The organism is Mycobacterium pseudokansasii (genome assembly GCF_900566075.1).
Taxonomy (GTDB): domain Bacteria; phylum Actinomycetota; class Actinomycetes; order Mycobacteriales; family Mycobacteriaceae; genus Mycobacterium; species Mycobacterium pseudokansasii.
The window spans coordinates 2,188,285-2,204,767 of the sequence record NZ_UPHU01000001.1; the positions used below are offsets into that span (position 1 = coordinate 2,188,285).

At 65.2% G+C, this 16,483-nt stretch carries 17 protein-coding genes; 15 read left to right on the forward strand and 2 right to left on the reverse strand.

The window, feature by feature from the left end:
• Positions 1-3: 3 nt before the first annotated feature.
• Complete coding sequence (locus EET10_RS09925; RefSeq protein ID WP_023372435.1) at positions 4-585, reverse strand: DUF3558 domain-containing protein; 582 nt, start codon at positions 583-585, stop codon at positions 4-6.
• A 136-nt stretch (positions 586-721) separates the two neighbouring features.
• On the opposite strand from EET10_RS09925, the gene EET10_RS09930 reads away from it, so the two are divergent.
• The 10 genes from EET10_RS09930 (at position 722) to EET10_RS09975 (ending at position 9,649) form a co-directional block, all read left to right on the forward strand.
• The gene (locus EET10_RS09930) at positions 722-1,042 is read left to right on the forward strand and encodes a hypothetical protein (protein WP_075548969.1); all 321 of its coding nucleotides are present in this window, start codon (positions 722-724) and stop codon (positions 1,040-1,042) included.
• Between the two features lie 3 nt (positions 1,043-1,045).
• Complete coding sequence (locus EET10_RS09935) at positions 1,046-2,734, forward strand: alpha/beta hydrolase family protein (protein WP_122502117.1); 1,689 nt, start codon at positions 1,046-1,048, stop codon at positions 2,732-2,734.
• Positions 2,734-3,297: an LppA family lipoprotein gene (locus EET10_RS09940; protein WP_023372438.1), complete on the forward strand. Its 564-nt coding sequence runs from the start codon at positions 2,734-2,736 to the stop codon at positions 3,295-3,297. Before EET10_RS09935 ends, EET10_RS09940 begins: the two co-directional genes overlap by 1 nt.
• A gap of 43 nt (positions 3,298-3,340) precedes the next feature.
• The gene (locus EET10_RS09945) at positions 3,341-3,901 is read left to right on the forward strand and encodes an LppA family lipoprotein (protein ID WP_036392045.1); all 561 of its coding nucleotides are present in this window, start codon (positions 3,341-3,343) and stop codon (positions 3,899-3,901) included.
• 18 nt (positions 3,902-3,919) lie between these two features.
• Positions 3,920-4,480, forward strand: coding sequence for an LppA family lipoprotein (locus tag EET10_RS09950; protein WP_103802703.1), 561 nt, complete (start codon positions 3,920-3,922; stop codon positions 4,478-4,480).
• A 70-nt stretch (positions 4,481-4,550) separates the two neighbouring features.
• On the forward strand, positions 4,551-5,516 hold the full coding sequence (locus tag EET10_RS09955; protein ID WP_122502118.1) for a metallophosphoesterase family protein: 966 nt from the start codon (positions 4,551-4,553) through the stop codon (positions 5,514-5,516).
• Complete coding sequence (gene pptT, locus EET10_RS09960; RefSeq protein ID WP_099188226.1) at positions 5,513-6,196, forward strand: 4'-phosphopantetheinyl transferase PptT; 684 nt, start codon at positions 5,513-5,515, stop codon at positions 6,194-6,196. The genes EET10_RS09955 and pptT overlap by 4 nt, the downstream gene beginning before the upstream one ends.
• A complete protein-coding gene (gene truB / locus EET10_RS09965) occupies positions 6,193-7,089 on the forward strand; it encodes a tRNA pseudouridine(55) synthase TruB (RefSeq protein WP_122502119.1) in 897 nt (298 codons plus the stop codon). The genes pptT and truB overlap by 4 nt, the downstream gene beginning before the upstream one ends.
• 110 nt (positions 7,090-7,199) lie before the next feature.
• Complete coding sequence (locus EET10_RS09970; RefSeq protein ID WP_036403817.1) at positions 7,200-8,390, forward strand: lipid-transfer protein; 1,191 nt, start codon at positions 7,200-7,202, stop codon at positions 8,388-8,390.
• A 14-nt stretch (positions 8,391-8,404) separates the two neighbouring features.
• Positions 8,405-9,649, forward strand: a complete 1,245-nt coding sequence (locus tag EET10_RS09975; RefSeq protein WP_122502120.1) for an acyl-CoA dehydrogenase family protein — start codon at positions 8,405-8,407, stop codon at positions 9,647-9,649.
• 35 nt (positions 9,650-9,684) lie between these two features.
• Here the strand turns inward: EET10_RS09975 and mntR are convergent, their stop codons facing one another.
• The gene (mntR, locus tag EET10_RS09980) at positions 9,685-10,377 is read right to left on the reverse strand and encodes a manganese-binding transcriptional regulator MntR (protein WP_036403813.1); all 693 of its coding nucleotides are present in this window, start codon (positions 10,375-10,377) and stop codon (positions 9,685-9,687) included.
• Positions 10,378-10,596: 219 nt separating this feature from the next.
• Here mntR and EET10_RS09985 point away from each other — a divergent pair, with 219 nt between their 5' ends.
• The 5 genes from EET10_RS09985 (at position 10,597) to EET10_RS10005 (ending at position 16,481) form a co-directional block, all read left to right on the forward strand.
• Positions 10,597-11,571 carry a bifunctional riboflavin kinase/FAD synthetase gene (locus EET10_RS09985; RefSeq protein ID WP_063466380.1) on the forward strand — a complete coding sequence of 325 codons (975 nt, stop codon included), beginning with the start codon at positions 10,597-10,599 and terminating at the stop codon, positions 11,569-11,571.
• A 120-nt stretch (positions 11,572-11,691) separates the two neighbouring features.
• Positions 11,692-11,961 (forward strand): 30S ribosomal protein S15, encoded by a 270-nt coding sequence (rpsO, locus tag EET10_RS09990; RefSeq protein WP_023372450.1) that lies wholly within the window; start codon positions 11,692-11,694, stop codon positions 11,959-11,961.
• A gap of 11 nt (positions 11,962-11,972) precedes the next feature.
• Positions 11,973-12,506, forward strand: a complete 534-nt coding sequence (lppU, locus tag EET10_RS09995) for an LppU family putative lipoprotein (protein WP_036403811.1) — start codon at positions 11,973-11,975, stop codon at positions 12,504-12,506.
• A 386-nt stretch (positions 12,507-12,892) separates the two neighbouring features.
• A complete protein-coding gene (locus tag EET10_RS10000; protein WP_122502121.1) occupies positions 12,893-15,187 on the forward strand; it encodes a polyribonucleotide nucleotidyltransferase in 2,295 nt (764 codons plus the stop codon).
• The gene (locus tag EET10_RS10005) at positions 15,165-16,481 is read left to right on the forward strand and encodes a M16 family metallopeptidase (RefSeq protein WP_036403807.1); all 1,317 of its coding nucleotides are present in this window, start codon (positions 15,165-15,167) and stop codon (positions 16,479-16,481) included. Before EET10_RS10000 ends, EET10_RS10005 begins: the two co-directional genes overlap by 23 nt.
• Positions 16,482-16,483 lie beyond the last annotated feature (2 nt).

Below are 16,483 nucleotides of genomic sequence, written 5' to 3' on the forward strand. Positions count from 1 at the left end.
GGCCTAGAACTTGTAATACGGGGCCAGATCGTTGGCCCGTTGCAGGTTGGTGGAGGGGCAGTCGACGTCGGGCTCGGAGTAGACCGTGGAGTAGAACAGCGACTGCTGGATCACCCCATAGCTCGTTTTGAACGTCACCATGCACGAGGAGTACCAGAAGCTGTTGTGGTAGGTCGGCTTGAGCACCCAATACTGCGCGGCGCGGTGGCCGGCGATGGTGGTCTCGATGGCGTCCGCCGGCAGAGTCTGGGCGTAGCTGCGCCAGGTGATGGGCTCGACGGCCAGCTGATAGTTGCCCGCGTCGTAGTGGCACCGCAACCCCTCCTCGGCTTCCGGCGGTGTGTAGGCGAGGCCGAGGCGCTGGACTGCGTCGAAGGGAATGTCGTTGCACGGGTCGAACGGGCTCGGATCGGTGGTCGCCACGATGGGGCTCTTCATGGTGGTCGACATCGGTTCTGCGGTTGACCGCAACTCGACACTGCCGTCGGCCGGCGACGCCGAGGCGCCATGCCAGCCCACGGTCCCCGCTACGGCAGCTGTGACCAGCGCACCGAGCGCTCCGGCCAGACGCACCTTGGCGAACACCACACCCCCTGCCTTTGGCGGTCCCTTTGCCGGGAGTGTACAAGTCCTCGCCGCGGCCGTCACCGAGGTTCGCTGAGTTGTGCACCCATGAGGCGCTTGGCATGCTGGGGTCTCCACATGGCATCAGGAGGTTGGGATGTTTCAGCTCAGCCCGGAGGAGTGGATGTCCTCGGCGGTGCACGTGACCGGTCAGGGTGAGGGGTTGGCGACAGCGCATTTGACGTCCGACTATCGGCTTCAGTCGGCGCAGGTGGGCTGGCAAGGCGCCTCGGCGACGGCGCTCGATGCCAAACTGGGCGACTGGTTAGAGGTGTCCAGGGCGCTGCTGACCCGGGTCGGTGACCACGCACGCGGCCTGCACGAGGCCGCTGTCCGGCACGCGGCGGCGGAGGAGGAAAGGGCACATGCGTTAGCGCGGGTCGGCGCTTCTGCCGTCGGTACGACGCGTCAGGTGTGATCGGTGTCCTTGACGGTGGCCGATATCGATCGGTGGAACGCGCAAGCGGTCCGGGAGGTGTTTCACGCCGCCAAGTCCCGAGCCGAGGTGACGTTGGAGGTGTCCCGTCAGTTGGCGACGTTGTCGATATTTGCGAGCTCCGGCGGCAAGACCGCTGAGGCGGCGGCACACCAAAACGAGGGGCTTCGCCGCGATCTCGACGCCCACGGTTACGAGGCGTTGGCCGTTGCCCGCGCGGCTGACAGGGCCGCGGACGGCATTGTGAAGGTTCAATCGGACCTGGCCGCACTACGCAAAGCCGCCGCGGCCGCCGAGCTGACGGTCGACGCGCTCAGCAACAAGGTGGTGCCGGTCCCCGGACTGCGGTATACCGAGGCCGAGTGGGCGCGGATGCTGGCCAAGCAAGCGGAGCTGCAGGCCGAGCTCGATGTGATCGTTGCCGAGGCCAACGCCGTCGACGAGCAATTGGCCTCAGCGGTCAACATGGCTGACGGAGATGCGCCCGTCCCGGCGGAGTCCGGTCCGCCGGTCGGTCCCGAAGGCCTGACACCGACACAGCTTGCCAGCGACGCCAACGAGGAGCGGCTGCGCGAGGAGCGCGCCAAGCTGCAAGCCCGTATCGGACAGTTGCAGGGACGATACGACGACCTTGCGGCACAGGCTGCCAGAGATTACAACAACGGCATCCTGAACAGCGATGTGTTAGGCCAGCTTGCCGCCCTTGATGGTCAGCTGAATGCCGCCAAGGGTCGGCTGGCCGACCTTGACGCCGTCGATCAGGCGCTGCGCAATGCCCCGGAGACTTACCTCGCCCAACTCCGGATTCCCGACGACCCGCACCAGCAGGTGCTGGCGGCCGTGGCCGTCGGCAATCCGGATACCGCGGCCAACGTGTCGGTGACCGTGCCTGGGGTGGGTTCCACAACTCGAGGTACTTTGCCCGGGATGGTGACCGAGGCCCGCAACTTGCAGAGAGAAGAAATTCGGCAACTCAATGCCGCCGGCAAGCCCGCGTCAGTTGCCACGATCGCTTGGATGGGCTACACGCCGCCGCCCAACCCGCTCGACACCGGGAGCGCGGGCGATTTGTGGCAGACCATGACCGACGAGCAGGCACGAGCCGGCGCTGCGGACTTATCAAGGTATCTGCAGCAGGTCCGAGCAAACAACCCCAATGGCCACCTGACGGTGTTGGGACACTCCTACGGGTCGCTAACCGCGTCGCTGGCCTTGCAGGACCTCAACGCCCACGGTTCCCACCCGGTTAACGATGTGGTGTTCTACGGCTCGCCCGGCCTGGAACTGTACAGCCCGGCGCAGCTCGGGCTCGACCACGGGCAGGCCTACGTCATGCAGGCGCCGCACGACCTCATCACAGATCTGGTGGCCCCGGTGGCACCATTGCACGGCTGGGGTCCAGACCCCTACCTGACCCCCGGCCTGACGGAACTTTCGTCGCAGGCAGGTTTCGATCCTGGCGGCATTTGGCGTGACGGGGTGTATGCCCATGGCGACTATCCTCGCGTCTTCCAAGACGCCGCTGGCCAGCCGCAGCTGCGGATGTCCGGCTACAACTTCGCGGCGATCGCCGCCGGGCTGCCCGGCAACAAGGTGGAGGCGCCGTTGCTTCCGCCGGTTCTGGGCGGTGGCATGCCCGGCGCGCCGGGCCCGGTACCGGAAGGGGGGCACTGATGCGGTGGCCGATGGCGTGGCTGCTGACCGTGGTCTGTGTGATGGTGCTGGGCTGCGGTCGCAGCGGTCATGGGACCGGTAGTGGAGAGGAGGGGCCGTTGAGCCCGGAGAAGGTCGCCGAACTTGAGAACGCATTGCGCGCCAAGCCGGCGCTGGAAGCAGCGAAGGACGAGTACCGGGCTGTGGCGGCCGAAATGGCAAATGCAATCACAGCATTGGTGCCCGGGTTGACATGGAGGACCGACATGGATACCTGGACGGGCTGCGGTGGCGATTATGAATGGACCAGGGCAAAAGCCGCGTATTTCATGGTGGTCTTCAGTGGACCAATCCCGGACGACAAGTGGCCGCAGGCCGTGCAGATCGTAAAAGACCGTGGTAAACAATTCGGCGCCACCAACTTCGGGGTGATGAAAAACAAGCCTGGCGATCACGATGTCTACATCGCGGGCCATGGCGGAGTCGAGTTCAAGCTATCCACTCAGAAGGCGGCGGTGCTCACCGCGCAATCGGACTGCCGCATCAGCCAAACCGATACGCCGAAACCCTCGCCCAGCGCGTAGCGGTTCGGACCGTGGCAAAAGACTAGTGACGCAGGTTCCCGACATGCGATGGCTTGTGGCCTGGCTGGCCGTGGTTTGTGTGATGGTGCTGGGCTGTGGTCGCATCGGTCATGGAACCGGTCGTGGTGAGGAGGGGCCGTTGAGCCCCGAAAAGGTGGCCGAATTGGAGAACCCGCTGCGGGCCAAGCCTTCATTGGAGGCCGCCAGGGAGGAGTATCGCGCCGCGGTGACGCAGATGGCCAATTCGATCACAGGCTTGGTGCCGGGGTTGACTTGGCGAACCGATATGGACAGCTGGAACCACTGTGAAGGCGAATATGTATGGACCGACGCCAAGATGGCTTACCTCATGGTGGTCTTCAGTGGACCAATCCCGGACGACAAGTGGCCGCAGGCCGTGCAGATCGTCAAAGACCGTGGTAAACAATTCGGCGCCACCAACTTCGGGGTGATGAAAAACAAGCCTGGCGATCACGATGTCTACATCGCGGGCCATGGCGGAGTCGAGTTCAAGCTATCCACTCAGAAAGCGGCGGTCCTCACGGCACAGTCAGATTGCCGGATCAGCGAAACCGACACCCCGAAACCACCGCCAACCTCCTAGCCGCCGGAGAGGACATTGATGCGATTGCCCATGGCGTGGCTGATGGTCCTAATTCTTGTGATGGGCCTAGGCTGCGGTCGCATCGGTCATGGAACCGGTCGTGGAGAGGAAGGCCCGTTGAGCCCCGAAAAGGTGGCCGAATTGGAGAACCCGCTGCGGGCTAAGCCGCCGCTAGAGGCCGCCAAGGATCAGTACCGGGCCGCGGTGACTCAGATGGCCAACGCGATAACGGCCCTGGTGCCTGGGTTGACTTGGTCGATGGACATGGATACCTGGACTGGCTGCGGCGGTGACTACGAGTGGACCAGGGCCAAAGCGGCCTATTTCATGGTCGGGTTTAGTGGACCAATCCCCGACGACAACTGGCCGCAGGCCGTTCAGATCGTTAAGGACGGGGCAAAACAATTCGGCGTGACCAACTTTGGTGTCATGAAAGACAAGCCGGGTGACCACGACATATACATTTCCGGAGCTGGCGGCATATTCAAGCTCGGCACCCAGGTTGCGTCATCGCTCACCGCGCAATCGGACTGCCGCATCAGCCAGACCGACACGCCCAAACCCACGCCCACCCCGTAGCGCGCCGCAGCAAAGCGTGTGACAAGGAACGATTCGTCTGCACCTCGCCAGTTCATTAGGGTGGTTAATCGTGACAGGGCACGAGTCGACCGGCGGACAGCCGACGCTGTGGGCTGTCTCCGACCTGCACACCGGTCACCTGGGCAACAAGCCCGTCGCCGAGTCGCTGCACCCCTCGTCGCCGGACGACTGGCTGATCGTCGCCGGCGATGTCGCCGAACGCACCGACGAGATCCGCTGGACACTGGACTTGCTGCGGCGGCGGTTCGCCAAAGTCATCTGGGTGCCCGGCAATCACGAGTTGTGGACCACCAACCGCGACCCCATGCAGATCTTCGGCAAAGCGCGTTACGACTATCTGGTCAATATGTGCGACGAACTGGGCGTCGTGACCCCCGAGCACCCGTTTCCGGTGTGGACCGAACGCGGCGGCCCGGCCACCATCGTTCCGATGTTCCTGCTCTACGACTACTCCTTTCTGCCGCACGGCGCGACCAGCAAAGCCGAGGGCATGGCGATCGCCAAGCAACGCAACGTGGTGGCCACCGACGAATTCCTGCTCTCACCCGAGCCGTACTCCACCCGAACCGCCTGGTGCCACGAACGGGTGGCCAGCACGCGCGCGCGTCTCGAACAGCTCGATTGGATGCAACCGACCGTGCTCGTCAACCACTTTCCCCTGGTGCGCGAGCCCTGCGAAGCGCTGTTCTACCCGGAATTCTCGCTGTGGTGCGGAACCACCAAGACCGCCGACTGGCACACCCGCTACAACTCCGTGTGCTCGGTATACGGCCATCTCCACATTCCCCGCACCACCTGGCATGACGAGGTGCGCTTCGAAGAGGTGTCGGTGGGCTACCCGCGGGAATGGCGCCGTCGCAAGCCCTACAGCTGGCTGCGCCAAGTCCTGCCCGATCCGCAGTACGCGCCGGGTTATCTCAACGACTTCGGCGGTCACTTCGTCATCACTCCCGAGATGCGTGCCCAAGCCGCCCAATTCCGGGAAAGATTGCGGCAGCGGCAATTACGGCGGTGACGACGAGCATGCTGGTGTCGTCGGTGTTGCCCGGCGCGGTGGTCGAGGATCTGGCGTACGCCGAGATGTACTCCGACCCGCCCGGTCTGGCGCCCTTGCCGGACGAGGAACCGTTGATTGCCAAGTCGGTGGACAAGCGCCGCAACGAATTCATCACCGCCCGCCATTGCGCCCGCGTCGCGCTGCGTGAGCTCGGCGTGCCGCCGGTGCCGATTCTCAAGGGCGACAAGGGACAACCCTGCTGGCCCGACGGCGTCGTCGGCAGTCTGACCCACTGCACCGGCTATCGAGGCGCGGTGGTCGGGCGCAGCGGCGCCGTGCGTTCGGTGGGCATCGACGCCGAACCGCACGACGTGCTGCCCAACGGCGTGCTCGACGCGATCAGCCTGCCTGCCGAACGCGCGGAGCTACCCCGCAGCATGCCGGCCGGCCTGCACTGGGACCGAATCTTGTTCTGCGCCAAGGAGGCGACGTACAAGGCGTGGTTTCCGCTGACCGAGAGATGGCTGGGTTTCGAAGACGCCCACATTACGTTCGACGCCGACGCCTCCGGTGTGACGGGCCGCTTCAGGTCGCGCATCCTGATCGACCCGTCGGCCCTGTCGGGTCCGCCGCTGACGACGCTGAGCGGCCGATGGTCGGTAGAACGTGGCCTGGTGCTGACCGCTATCGTGCTATGAGCCAAAGCCCCACTGGCCCAGGTCTTGTGGTGGTCGACAAGCCGGCCGGAATGACCAGTCACGACGTGGTGGGGCGGTGCCGCCGCATCTTCGCCACCCGCAAGGTAGGCCACGCAGGGACGCTGGACCCGATGGCCACCGGCGTGCTGGTCATCGGAATCGATCGCGCCACCAAGATCCTCGGCCTGCTGATCGCGACGTCGAAGTCGTATACCGCCACCATCCGCCTGGGGGTATCGACGTCCACCGACGACGCCGAAGGTGAAGTGCTGCAAACCGTTTCCGCCGCACATATCACGGACGAGCAGATCGCCAGCGCAATCGCCGGGCTGTGTGGCGACATCAGGCAGGTGCCCTCGGCGGTCAGCGCAATCAAGGTCGGCGGCCGTCGCGCCTATGAGCTCGCGCGCCAGGGACAACCAGTAGAACTCGAGGCTCGGCCGGTACGCGTCGACCGGTTCGACGTACTGGCCGCGCGACGCGGCGGTGACGGCGTCGTCGACCTCGACGTGGAAGTCGACTGCTCGTCGGGAACCTACATCCGCGCGTTGGCCCGTGATCTCGGTGATGCCCTTGGAGTGGGGGGCCACCTGACATTGTTGCGGCGGACCCGGGTGGGCCGCTTCGCCCTGGACCAGGCGTGCTCGCTCGACGAGCTGGCGCAGCATCCGCAACTCAGCCTGAGCCTGGACGACGCGTGTCTGCTGATGTTTGCCCGCCGCGACCTCACCGCCGAGGAGGCCGAGGCCGCCGCCAACGGCCGGCCCCTCGCACCGGCCGGTATCGACGGCATATACGCAGCCGCCGACGCCGACGGGCGGGTGATTGCCGTGCTGCGCGACGAGGGGCCACGGACCACATCCCTGGTCGTAATTCGTCCGGCAACGTTGTAGGGCACCCGGGCTGTTGTCCGTCGGTAGCCAGGTTGCACACTGGGAGGCAGGCCAACGGCGCTCGCCGAGCGGCCGCTGCTCGGATGGAAGGGGCGTGCATGTCTCCCAAGATGCCTAACAAGGTTTTTGTCGTCGGCGTCGGCATGACCAAGTTCGAGAAGCCGGGCCGCCGCGAAGGCTGGGACTATCCCGACATGGCGCGGGAATCGGGAACCAATGCGCTGCGCGATGCCGGCATCGACTACAACGACGTCGAGCAAGGCTACGTCGGCTATGTCGCCGGCGATTCGACCTCCGGGCAGCGGGCGCTCTACGAGCTCGGCATGACCGGGATCCCGATCGTCAACGTCAACAACAACTGCTCGACCGGCTCGACGGCGCTGTTCTTGGCGGCCCAGGCCATCCGGGGCGGAATCGCCGACTGCACGATCGCGCTCGGCTTCGAGAAGATGCAACCCGGTTCGTTGAGCGGTGGCGCGCAAGACCGCGAATCGCCGATGGCCAGACACGTCAAAGCGCTGGCCCAGATCGACGAGTTCGCCATGCCGGTGGCCCCGTGGATGTTCGGCGCTGCCGGCCGGGAGCACATGAAGCAGTACGGCACCACCGCAGAGCATTTCGCCAAGATCGGCTACAAGAATCACAAGCATTCGGTCAACAACCCGTACGCGCAGTTCCAGGAGTCCTACACCCTCGACGACATCCTGGCGTCGCGGATGATCTCCGACCCGCTGACCAAGCTGCAATGTTCGCCGACCTCCGACGGTTCGGCTGCGGCAATCCTGGCATCGGAGTCGTTCGTCGACAGGCACGGGCTGGCCGGCCAGGCCGTGGAGGTCGTCGGCCAGGCCATGACGACCGACTTCGCCTCGACCTTCGACGGCAGCGCCAAGAACCTCATCGGCTACGACATGAACGTTCAAGCGGCACAACGCGTTTACCAGCAATCGGGGCTCGGTCCCGAGGACTTCCAGGTCATCGAGCTACACGACTGCTTCTCGGCCAACGAGCTCTTGTTGTACGAGGCGCTGGGCTTGTGCGGCCCGGGTGAGGCCCCCAAGCTGATCGACAACGGCGACACCACCTATGGCGGACGCTGGGTGGTCAACCCGTCCGGAGGGCTCATCTCCAAGGGCCATCCGCTGGGCGCGACCGGATTGGCGCAGTGCTCCGAACTGACCTGGCAGCTTCGCGGCACCGCAGACAAGCGGCAGGTCGACAACGTCTCCGCCGCTTTGCAACACAACATCGGGCTGGGCGGCGCCGCCGTCGTCACCGCCTACCAGCGCGCCGAGCGCTGAAGTCGGGGTGCGCCGTGATCGAGTGGTCCGAGACCGATCTGATGATGCGCGACGCGGTTCGCCAATTCATCGACAAAGAGATCCGGCCAAAATTGGATGAGCTGGAAACCGGTGTGCTGTCGCCATATCCGATCGTGCGCAAGCTGTTCAGCCAGTTCGGCCTCGACGTGCTGGCCGCCGAATCGGTCAAGTCGATGCTGGACCGGGAGCGGGCTGAGCAGCATGGGAATGGTGAAAGCTCAAGCGGTTCAGGAGGTTTCGGCGCTCAGGCATCGATGGCCGCGGTCATGGTGTCCGAACTCGCCGGGGTGAGCATCGGATTGATCAGCACGGTCGCGGTCAGCATCGGGTTGGGCGCGGCGACCATCATGAGCCGCGGCACGCTGGCCCAGAAGGAGCGCTGGCTGCCCGAGCTGATGACGCTGGAAAAGATCGCGGCGTGGGCAATCACCGAGCCGGACTCGGGCTCAGATGCGTTCGGCGGCATGAAAACTCATGTTAAACGCGACGGCGCGGACTACGTTCTCAACGGGCAGAAGACCTTCATCACCAACGGTCCAGACGCGGACGTGCTGGTGGTCTACGCGAAACTCGACGACGGCTCCGCTGGCGATGCCGATTCGGACCGGCGCAACCGGCCGGTGCTCACCTTCGTTTTGGATGCGGGAATGCCGGGTCTGACGCAGGGCAAGCCGTTCAAGAAGATGGGCATGATGTCCTCGCCGACCGGCGAGCTTTTCTTCGACAACGTGCGTCTGACTCCGGACCGCTTGCTGGGCGAAAAGGAACTACACGCCGACGGCGACGGGCGCGACAGCGCCCGGGCCAATTTCGCCGCCGAACGCCTCGGGGTTGCGTTGATGGCGCTGGGCATCATCAACGAATGTCACCGGCTGTGTGTGGCGTATGCGAAGACCCGCACCCTCTGGGGCAAGAACATCGGACAGTTCCAGCTGATCCAGCTCAAGCTTGCCAAGATGGAAATTGCTCGAATCAACGTGCAGAACATGGTGTTTCAAATTTTGGAACGGCTCAAGGCCGGCAAGCTGCCGTCGCTGGCAGAAGCATCGGCGATCAAGCTTTATTCGTCGGAGGCCGCCACCGACGTCGCGATGGAAGCCGTGCAGTTGTTCGGCGGCAACGGCTATATGGCCGAGTATCGGGTGGAACAGCTTGCCCGCGACGCAAAATCGCTGATGATCTATGCCGGCAGCAACGAGGTTCAGGTGACTCATATCGCCAAGGGACTGCTGGCCTGAGCCGCAGGGCCTTTCGCGCCGCACCCGCGATCGCGTTAGGCCACTACCCAGATCGCTCGTGCCGCCGGGCTGCCCAACTCGACAGGCGTCGGTGCGCCATCGCCCGACTCGATCGCCACCGAGATCATGCCGGCGAATTCGCGCCGCGTGACAACCCGCAGCCGTGAGTCCAGGCTGATTCCGACACTGTCGAAGTACCGCAGCATTTCCGGGTCGGCATCGGAAATGCGGGCCACCGTGCCGGTGTCGCCGTCGCGACACTCCCACAATTGCCGGGCCGGCGGCGTGGGCACTTGCCCGTCGGAGGCCGGAATCGGATCGCCGTGCGGATCGCGCTGCGGAAAGCCCAGCTTGGCGTCGATCCGGGCCACCAGCCGATCCGATACGGCGTGTTCGAGCACCTCGGCCTCGTCGTGCACTTCGTCCCAGCCGTAGCCGAGTTCATTGACCAGGAAAGTTTCCAGAAGCCGGTGTCGGCGCACCATCGCCAGCGCCGCGCGGCGGCCGGCTTCGGTCAACGTCACCGCGCCGTATTTTTCGTGGTCGACCAGACCCTGCTCGGCGAGTCTGCGGATCGACTCCGAGGCCGTGCTGGCCGAGACCCCGATCTTCTCGGCCAGCATCTTGGTACTGACCTTTTGCAACGACCACTCCTGGGCCTTCCAAATCACCTTCAGGTAGTCCTGGGCAACCGTGGTAAGGCCGCCAGGCTCTTCGTCAGACCTCACAACCTGAAAGTTTAGGCGGATCTGACTTGAAACCGGGGCTGCGATCACCTCGGATCGCCGGTATCGCCATCGAGTCTGCGGTGAGCGCGCCTAGCCAACCGCGATCGACGCTGTGGACACAGTCTCAGCGCGGTCAGCGCAGTCTCGAACCGCAAATGAGCCGCCGCAACCCCGCAAACTTGCCCGCCACAGCTCAACCGGCACCGTAGGCTTGCCTTTGTGCAGCGGTGGCGCGGCCAAGACGAGATCCCCACGGACTGGGGTAGATGCGTACTGACGGTCGGGGTGTTCGACGGCGTGCATCGCGGGCACGCGGAGTTGATCGCGCACGCGGTGAAAGCCGGCCGTACCCGCGGCGTGCCGACCGTGCTGATGACATTCGATCCACATCCCATGGAAGTGGTCTACCCCGGCAGTCATCCGGCGCAGCTGACAACGCTGACTCGCCGCGCTGAGCTGGTCGAAGAGCTGGGCGTCGACGTATTCCTGGTGATGCCGTTCACCACGGACTTCATGAAGCTCACCCCGGACCGCTACATCCACGAGTTGCTGGTCGAGCATCTGCACGTGGTTGAGGTCGTCGTGGGTGAGAACTTCACCTTCGGCAAGAAGGCGGCCGGCAATGTGCACACCCTGCGACGGGCCGGCGAGCGGTTCGGGTTCGCGGTGGAGGCGATGTCGCTGGTGTCCGAGCACCACAGCCACGAGACCGTGACGTTCTCGTCCACCTACATCCGCTCCTGCGTGGACGCGGGTGACGTGATGGCGGCCACCGAAGCGCTGGGCCGCCCCCACCGCGTCGAAGGCGTCGTGGTCCGCGGTTACGGGCGGGGGGCGGAACTCGGTTTTCCCACCGCTAACATCGCACCGCCGATGTATTCGGCCATACCGGCCGACGGTGTGTACGCCGCGTGGTTCACCGTTTTGGGCCATGGTCCGGCGACCGGGGCGGTGATTCCAGGTGAGCGCTACCAGGCTGCGGTGTCCATCGGGACCAATCCGACATTCTCCGGGCGTACCCGCACCGTCGAGGCCTTCGTGCTCGACACCACCGCAGATCTGTACGGCCAACACGTGGCCCTGGACTTCGTCGCTCGCATCCGTGGCCAGAAGAAGTTCGAATCGGTGCGTGATCTCGTCGCCGAGATTGCCGCCGACACCGAGCGCACCCGCACGCTGCTGGCTGCGGGCTGACGGTTATGCCGCTGGGCTGAACCGCTGCTAGACTGCCCGTCGTCAATCGGCGCGTGCTGCGGTTCGCGGCGGCCGTGCCGGAAAATTCCTTGATCGCGGACCAATTGATGGAGATGTTTCGTGGCGCTGACTGCCGAGCAGAAAAAGGAAATTCTCAAGACCTACGGTCTGCACGAGACCGACACCGGATCCCCCGAAGCGCAGATCGCGCTGCTGACCAAGCGGATCGCCGACCTGACCGAGCACCTGAAGGTGCACAAGCATGACCACCACTCGCGTCGCGGACTGCTGCTGCTGGTGGGGCGCCGCCGACGGCTGATCAAGTACATCTCCCAGATCGATGTCGAGCGTTACCGCTCGCTGATCGAGCGGCTGGGTCTGCGTCGCTGACCTCTCGGGCGATGCGCGCCCTCATCCTGGCCGTTTTCACGGCCGTCGTAATGACGGCGTGCGCAGTACTGATGGGGTGTTCCTCAGCGACCAACCTCGCCGACCTCACGGTGGGGGATTGTCTCAAGCTTGGTGGCACACCGGACCGACCGCAGGCAACCAAGGCGGCGTGCGGCAGCCCGGACTCCAATTTCAAGGTCGTCGCGGTGGTGAAGCCCGGGGACGGGCGCGCGCAATGCCCGGCCGACGTCGACTCCTCGTATTCCATGCACAACTCGCTAAGCGGCGAGAACAGCACCTTATGCCTGGACGTCGATTGGGTGGTCGGTGGCTGCATGAGCGTCGACCCGGCGCACAAAACCGACCCGTTCCGGGTGGACTGCAACGACGCGTCGGCGCCGCATCGGCAGCGGGCCACGCAGATCCTGGAAAACTTGGACCCACCCGTCACCGCCGACCAATGTGCCAGCGGCGTGGGCTACACCTACACCCAGCGGCGGTTCGCCGTGTGCGTCGAGGACATCACCAACGGACCGCGGACATAGTGGTCGGACATATCGGGCATCCGGGTGTTCCCGGTGCCCGGAGTTAGCCGGTGTACAGTAATGACGTTCTGGGCCATTCGGCCCGAGCACATGGTGCGGTCCACGTAGATCCGCGTGTACCGCTCCAGCGAGTCACTATGTATGTCCGAGGGAGCAGCCCGGCCTGTATCGGGCGGTCTTCGGTAGTGGCTGCCGGGCTCCCCGGATCTGGGGAGGTCGGCCGCTTCGATCGATGGCCGTAGCCGCATTCAGGCTCTCTTTCATAAGGGACGCTCCCAGGGCGGCTCGCAGGTCCATCCGGGCCCGCGAGTTGGCTCTGCGATTCCTCGGGGTTGTACGTGACAACGCGAAACAGTTGAACAATCCAGAGAGGGCGCGCGGACGTCATGTCTGTAGCTGAAATTGAAGAAGGCGTGTTCGAAGCGACCGCCACCATCGACAACGGGAGCTTCGGCACCCGCACCATCCGGTTCGAGACCGGCCGGCTGGCCTTGCAGGCGGCCGGCGCGGTGGTCGCCTATCTCGACGAGGAGAACATGCTCCTGTCGGCGACCACCGCCAGCAAGAACCCCAAAGAGCATTTCGACTTCTTCCCGCTGACCGTCGATGTCGAGGAGCGGATGTATGCGGCCGGCCGCATCCCCGGTTCGTTCTTCCGTCGTGAGGGACGACCCTCCACCGACGCCGTCCTGACCTGCCGACTCATCGACCGGCCGCTGCGCCCGTCGTTCGTCGACGGTCTGCGCAACGAGATCCAGATCGTGGTGACCATCCTGAGCCTGGACCCCAACGACCTGTACGACGTGCTGGCTATCAACGCCGCGTCGGCGTCCACCCAGCTGGGTGGGCTGCCCTTCTCCGGACCTATCGGCGCGGTGCGGGTGGCGCTGATCGACGGCACCTGGATTGCGTTTCCGACCGTCGAACAGATCGGGCGGGCGGTATTCGACATGGTGGTCGCCGGCCGGATCGTCGGTGACGGGGGCGGCAGCTCCGAAAAAAATGACGTCGCCATCATGATGGTCGAAGCCGAGGCCACCGAAAACGTCATCGAACTCGTCGAAGGCGGTGCCCAGGAACCTACGGAAAGCGTTGTCGCACAAGGCTTAGAGGCGGCCAAACCGTTTATTGCCGCACTCTGCACCGCGCAGCAGGAGCTCGCCGAGGCGACTGGGATGTCATCGAAACCGGCCGCTGACTACCCCGTGTTCCCCGAGTACGGCGACGACGTCTACTACGCGGTGGCCTCGGTGGCCACCGACGAGTTGTCCGCCGCACTGACCATCGCCGGCAAGGCCGAGCGCAACCAGCGCACCGACGAAATCAAGACCCAGGTGCTCGAGCGGCTCGTCGAAACCTATCCGGGCCGGGAGAAAGAGATCGGCGCCGCGTTCCGCGCGCTGACCAAGAAGCTGGTCCGGCAGCGCATCGTCACCGACCACTTCCGCATCGACGGCCGCGGCATCACCGACATCCGCGCGTTGTCGGCCGAGGTCGCCGTGGTTCCGCGGGCACACGGCAGCGCGCTGTTCGAACGCGGTGAGACCCAGATCCTCGGTGTGACCACGCTCGACATGGTCAAGATGGCCCAGCAGATCGACTCGCTGGGACCGGAGACGACCAAGCGCTACATGCATCACTACAACTTCCCGCCGTTCTCCACCGGCGAGACCGGCCGAGTCGGCTCGCCCAAGCGCCGCGAGATCGGCCACGGCGCGCTGGCCGAGCGAGCGCTGGTGCCGGTGCTGCCCAGCGTCGAGGAGTTCCCCTACGCCATCCGCCAGGTGTCCGAGGCGCTGGGCTCCAACGGCTCGACGTCGATGGGGTCGGTGTGCGCGTCCACGCTGGCGCTGCTCAACGCCGGTGTGCCGCTGAAGGCGCCGGTGGCCGGCATCGCGATGGGCCTGGTCTCCGACGACATAGAGGTAGAGGGTGGTGAAACCGAGCGCCGGTTCGTCACCCTGACCGACATCCTCGGAGCCGAGGACGCCTTCGGCGACATGGACTTCAAGGTCGCCGGAACCAAGGACTTCGTCACCGCTTTGCAGCTGGACACCAAGCTCGACGGCATTCCCTCTCAGGTGCTCGCCGGCGCGCTGGAGCAGGCCCGCGACGCACGGCTGACCATCTTGGAGGTCATGGCCGAGGCCATCGACCGGCCCGACGAGATGAGCCCGTATGCGCCGCGCGTCACCACCATCAAGGTTCCGGTGGACAAGATCGGCGAGGTCATCGGGCCTAAAGGCAAGGTCATCAACGCCATCACCGAAGAAACCGGTGCACAGATCTCCATCGAGGACGACGGAACCGTGTTCGTCGGCGCCACCGACGGCCCCTCGGCGCAGGCTGCCATCGACCGGATCAACGCCATCGCCAATCCCCAGTTGCCGACGGTAGGGGAGCGGTTCCTCGGAACAGTGGTCAAGACAACCGATTTCGGTGCCTTCGTCTCACTGCTGCCCGGGCGCGATGGTCTGGTGCACATTTCCAAGCTCGGCAAGGGCAAGCGGATCGCGAAGGTCGAGGACGTGGTCAACGTCGGCGACAAGCTGCGGGTGGAGATCGCCGATATCGACAAACGCGGCAAGATCTCGCTCGTCTTGGTGGCCGAGGAGGAAAACTCCGCCAACGCGCCTTCTGGCACCGCAGCGCCAGCCGATGCCGCGACGGCCAGCAGCTGAGCCAGCGGCGGCCCAGGCGGTGCGCCGCACGACACTGCCGGGCGGGCTGCGCGTCGTTACCGAATACTTGCCGTCGGTGCGTTCGGCCTCGGTCGGGCTCTGGATCGGCGTGGGATCGCGCGACGAGGGCGCCACGGTGGCCGGCGCCGCGCACTTCCTCGAACACCTGCTGTTCAAGTCCACGCCCACCCGCACCGCCGTCGACATCGCGCAGGCAATGGACGCCGTCGGCGGCGAGCTGAACGCGTTCACCGCCAAGGAGCACACCTGCTACTACGCCCATGTGCTCGACGCTGACCTGGCGCTGGCCATGGATCTGGTCTCCGATGTGGTGCTCAACGGGCGCTGCGCCGCCGAGGATGTCGAGCTGGAGCGCGACGTCGTCCTCGAGGAGATCGCGATGCGCGACGACGATCCCGAGGACGCGCTGGCCGACCTGTTCCTGGCGGCGTTGTTCGGCGATCATCCGGTGGGTCGGCCGGTGATCGGCACCGTGCGATCCGTATCGGCGATGACGCGAGCCCAGCTGCAGTCGTTTCACGTGCGGCGCTACACACCGGAGCGAATGGTCGTGGCGGTGGCCGGCAACGTCGATCACGACCAGGTGGTCACCCTGGTGCGGGAGCACTTCGGGCCGCGGTTGGTCCGCGGGCGCCGGCCCGTCGCACCACGCAAGGGTGCCGGCCGGGTGAACGGCATGCCCGGGTTGACGCTGGCCGAGCGCGACGCCGAGCAGACGCACGTCTCACTGGGCATCCGCACTCCCGGACGAGGCTGGCAGCACCGCTGGGCGCTGTCGGTGCTGCACACCGCGTTGGGCGGCGGCCTGAGCTCGCGGCTGTTCCAGGAGATCCGCGAGGCCCGCGGGCTGGCCTACTCGGTGTATTCGGCGCTGGACATTTTCGCCGACAGCGGCGCCCTGTCGGTGTATGCGGCCTGCCTGCCCGAACGTTTTGCTGAGGTGATGCGAGTGACCGCCGACGTGCTGGAATCGGTGGCACGCGACGGCATCACCGAGGCGGAATGCCGGATCGCCAAGGGCTCGTTGCGCGGCGGCCTGGTGCTGGGCCTGGAGGATTCCAGCTCACGGATGAGCCGCATCGGTCGCAGCGAATTGAACTACGGCAAACACCGCAGCATCGAGCACACCCTGCAGCAAATCGAGCGGGTCACCGTCGAGGAGGTCAACATGGTGGCCCGGCGGCTGCTGGGCAAACCCTACGGCGCTGCCGTTCTGGGTCCCTACGGCTCGAAACGACAGCTGCCGCAACAACTTCGAGCGATGGTAAATTAACC

Coding starts and splice junctions, on each gene's coding strand:
- EET10_RS09930 (WP_075548969.1), top strand. CDS start 722: ATGTTTCAGCTCAGCCCGGAGGAGTGGATGTCCTCGGCGGTGCACGTG.
- EET10_RS09940 (WP_023372438.1), top strand. CDS start 2,734: ATGCGGTGGCCGATGGCGTGGCTGCTGACCGTGGTCTGTGTGATGGTG.
- EET10_RS09945 (WP_036392045.1), top strand. CDS start 3,341: ATGCGATGGCTTGTGGCCTGGCTGGCCGTGGTTTGTGTGATGGTGCTG.
- EET10_RS09950 (WP_103802703.1), top strand. CDS start 3,920: ATGCGATTGCCCATGGCGTGGCTGATGGTCCTAATTCTTGTGATGGGC.
- truB (WP_122502119.1), top strand. CDS start 6,193: ATGAGCCAAAGCCCCACTGGCCCAGGTCTTGTGGTGGTCGACAAGCCG.
- EET10_RS09970 (WP_036403817.1), top strand. CDS start 7,200: ATGCCTAACAAGGTTTTTGTCGTCGGCGTCGGCATGACCAAGTTCGAG.
- lppU (WP_036403811.1), top strand. CDS start 11,973: ATGCGCGCCCTCATCCTGGCCGTTTTCACGGCCGTCGTAATGACGGCG.
- EET10_RS10000 (WP_122502121.1), top strand. CDS start 12,893: ATGTCTGTAGCTGAAATTGAAGAAGGCGTGTTCGAAGCGACCGCCACC.
- EET10_RS10005 (WP_036403807.1), top strand. CDS start 15,165: ATGCCGCGACGGCCAGCAGCTGAGCCAGCGGCGGCCCAGGCGGTGCGC.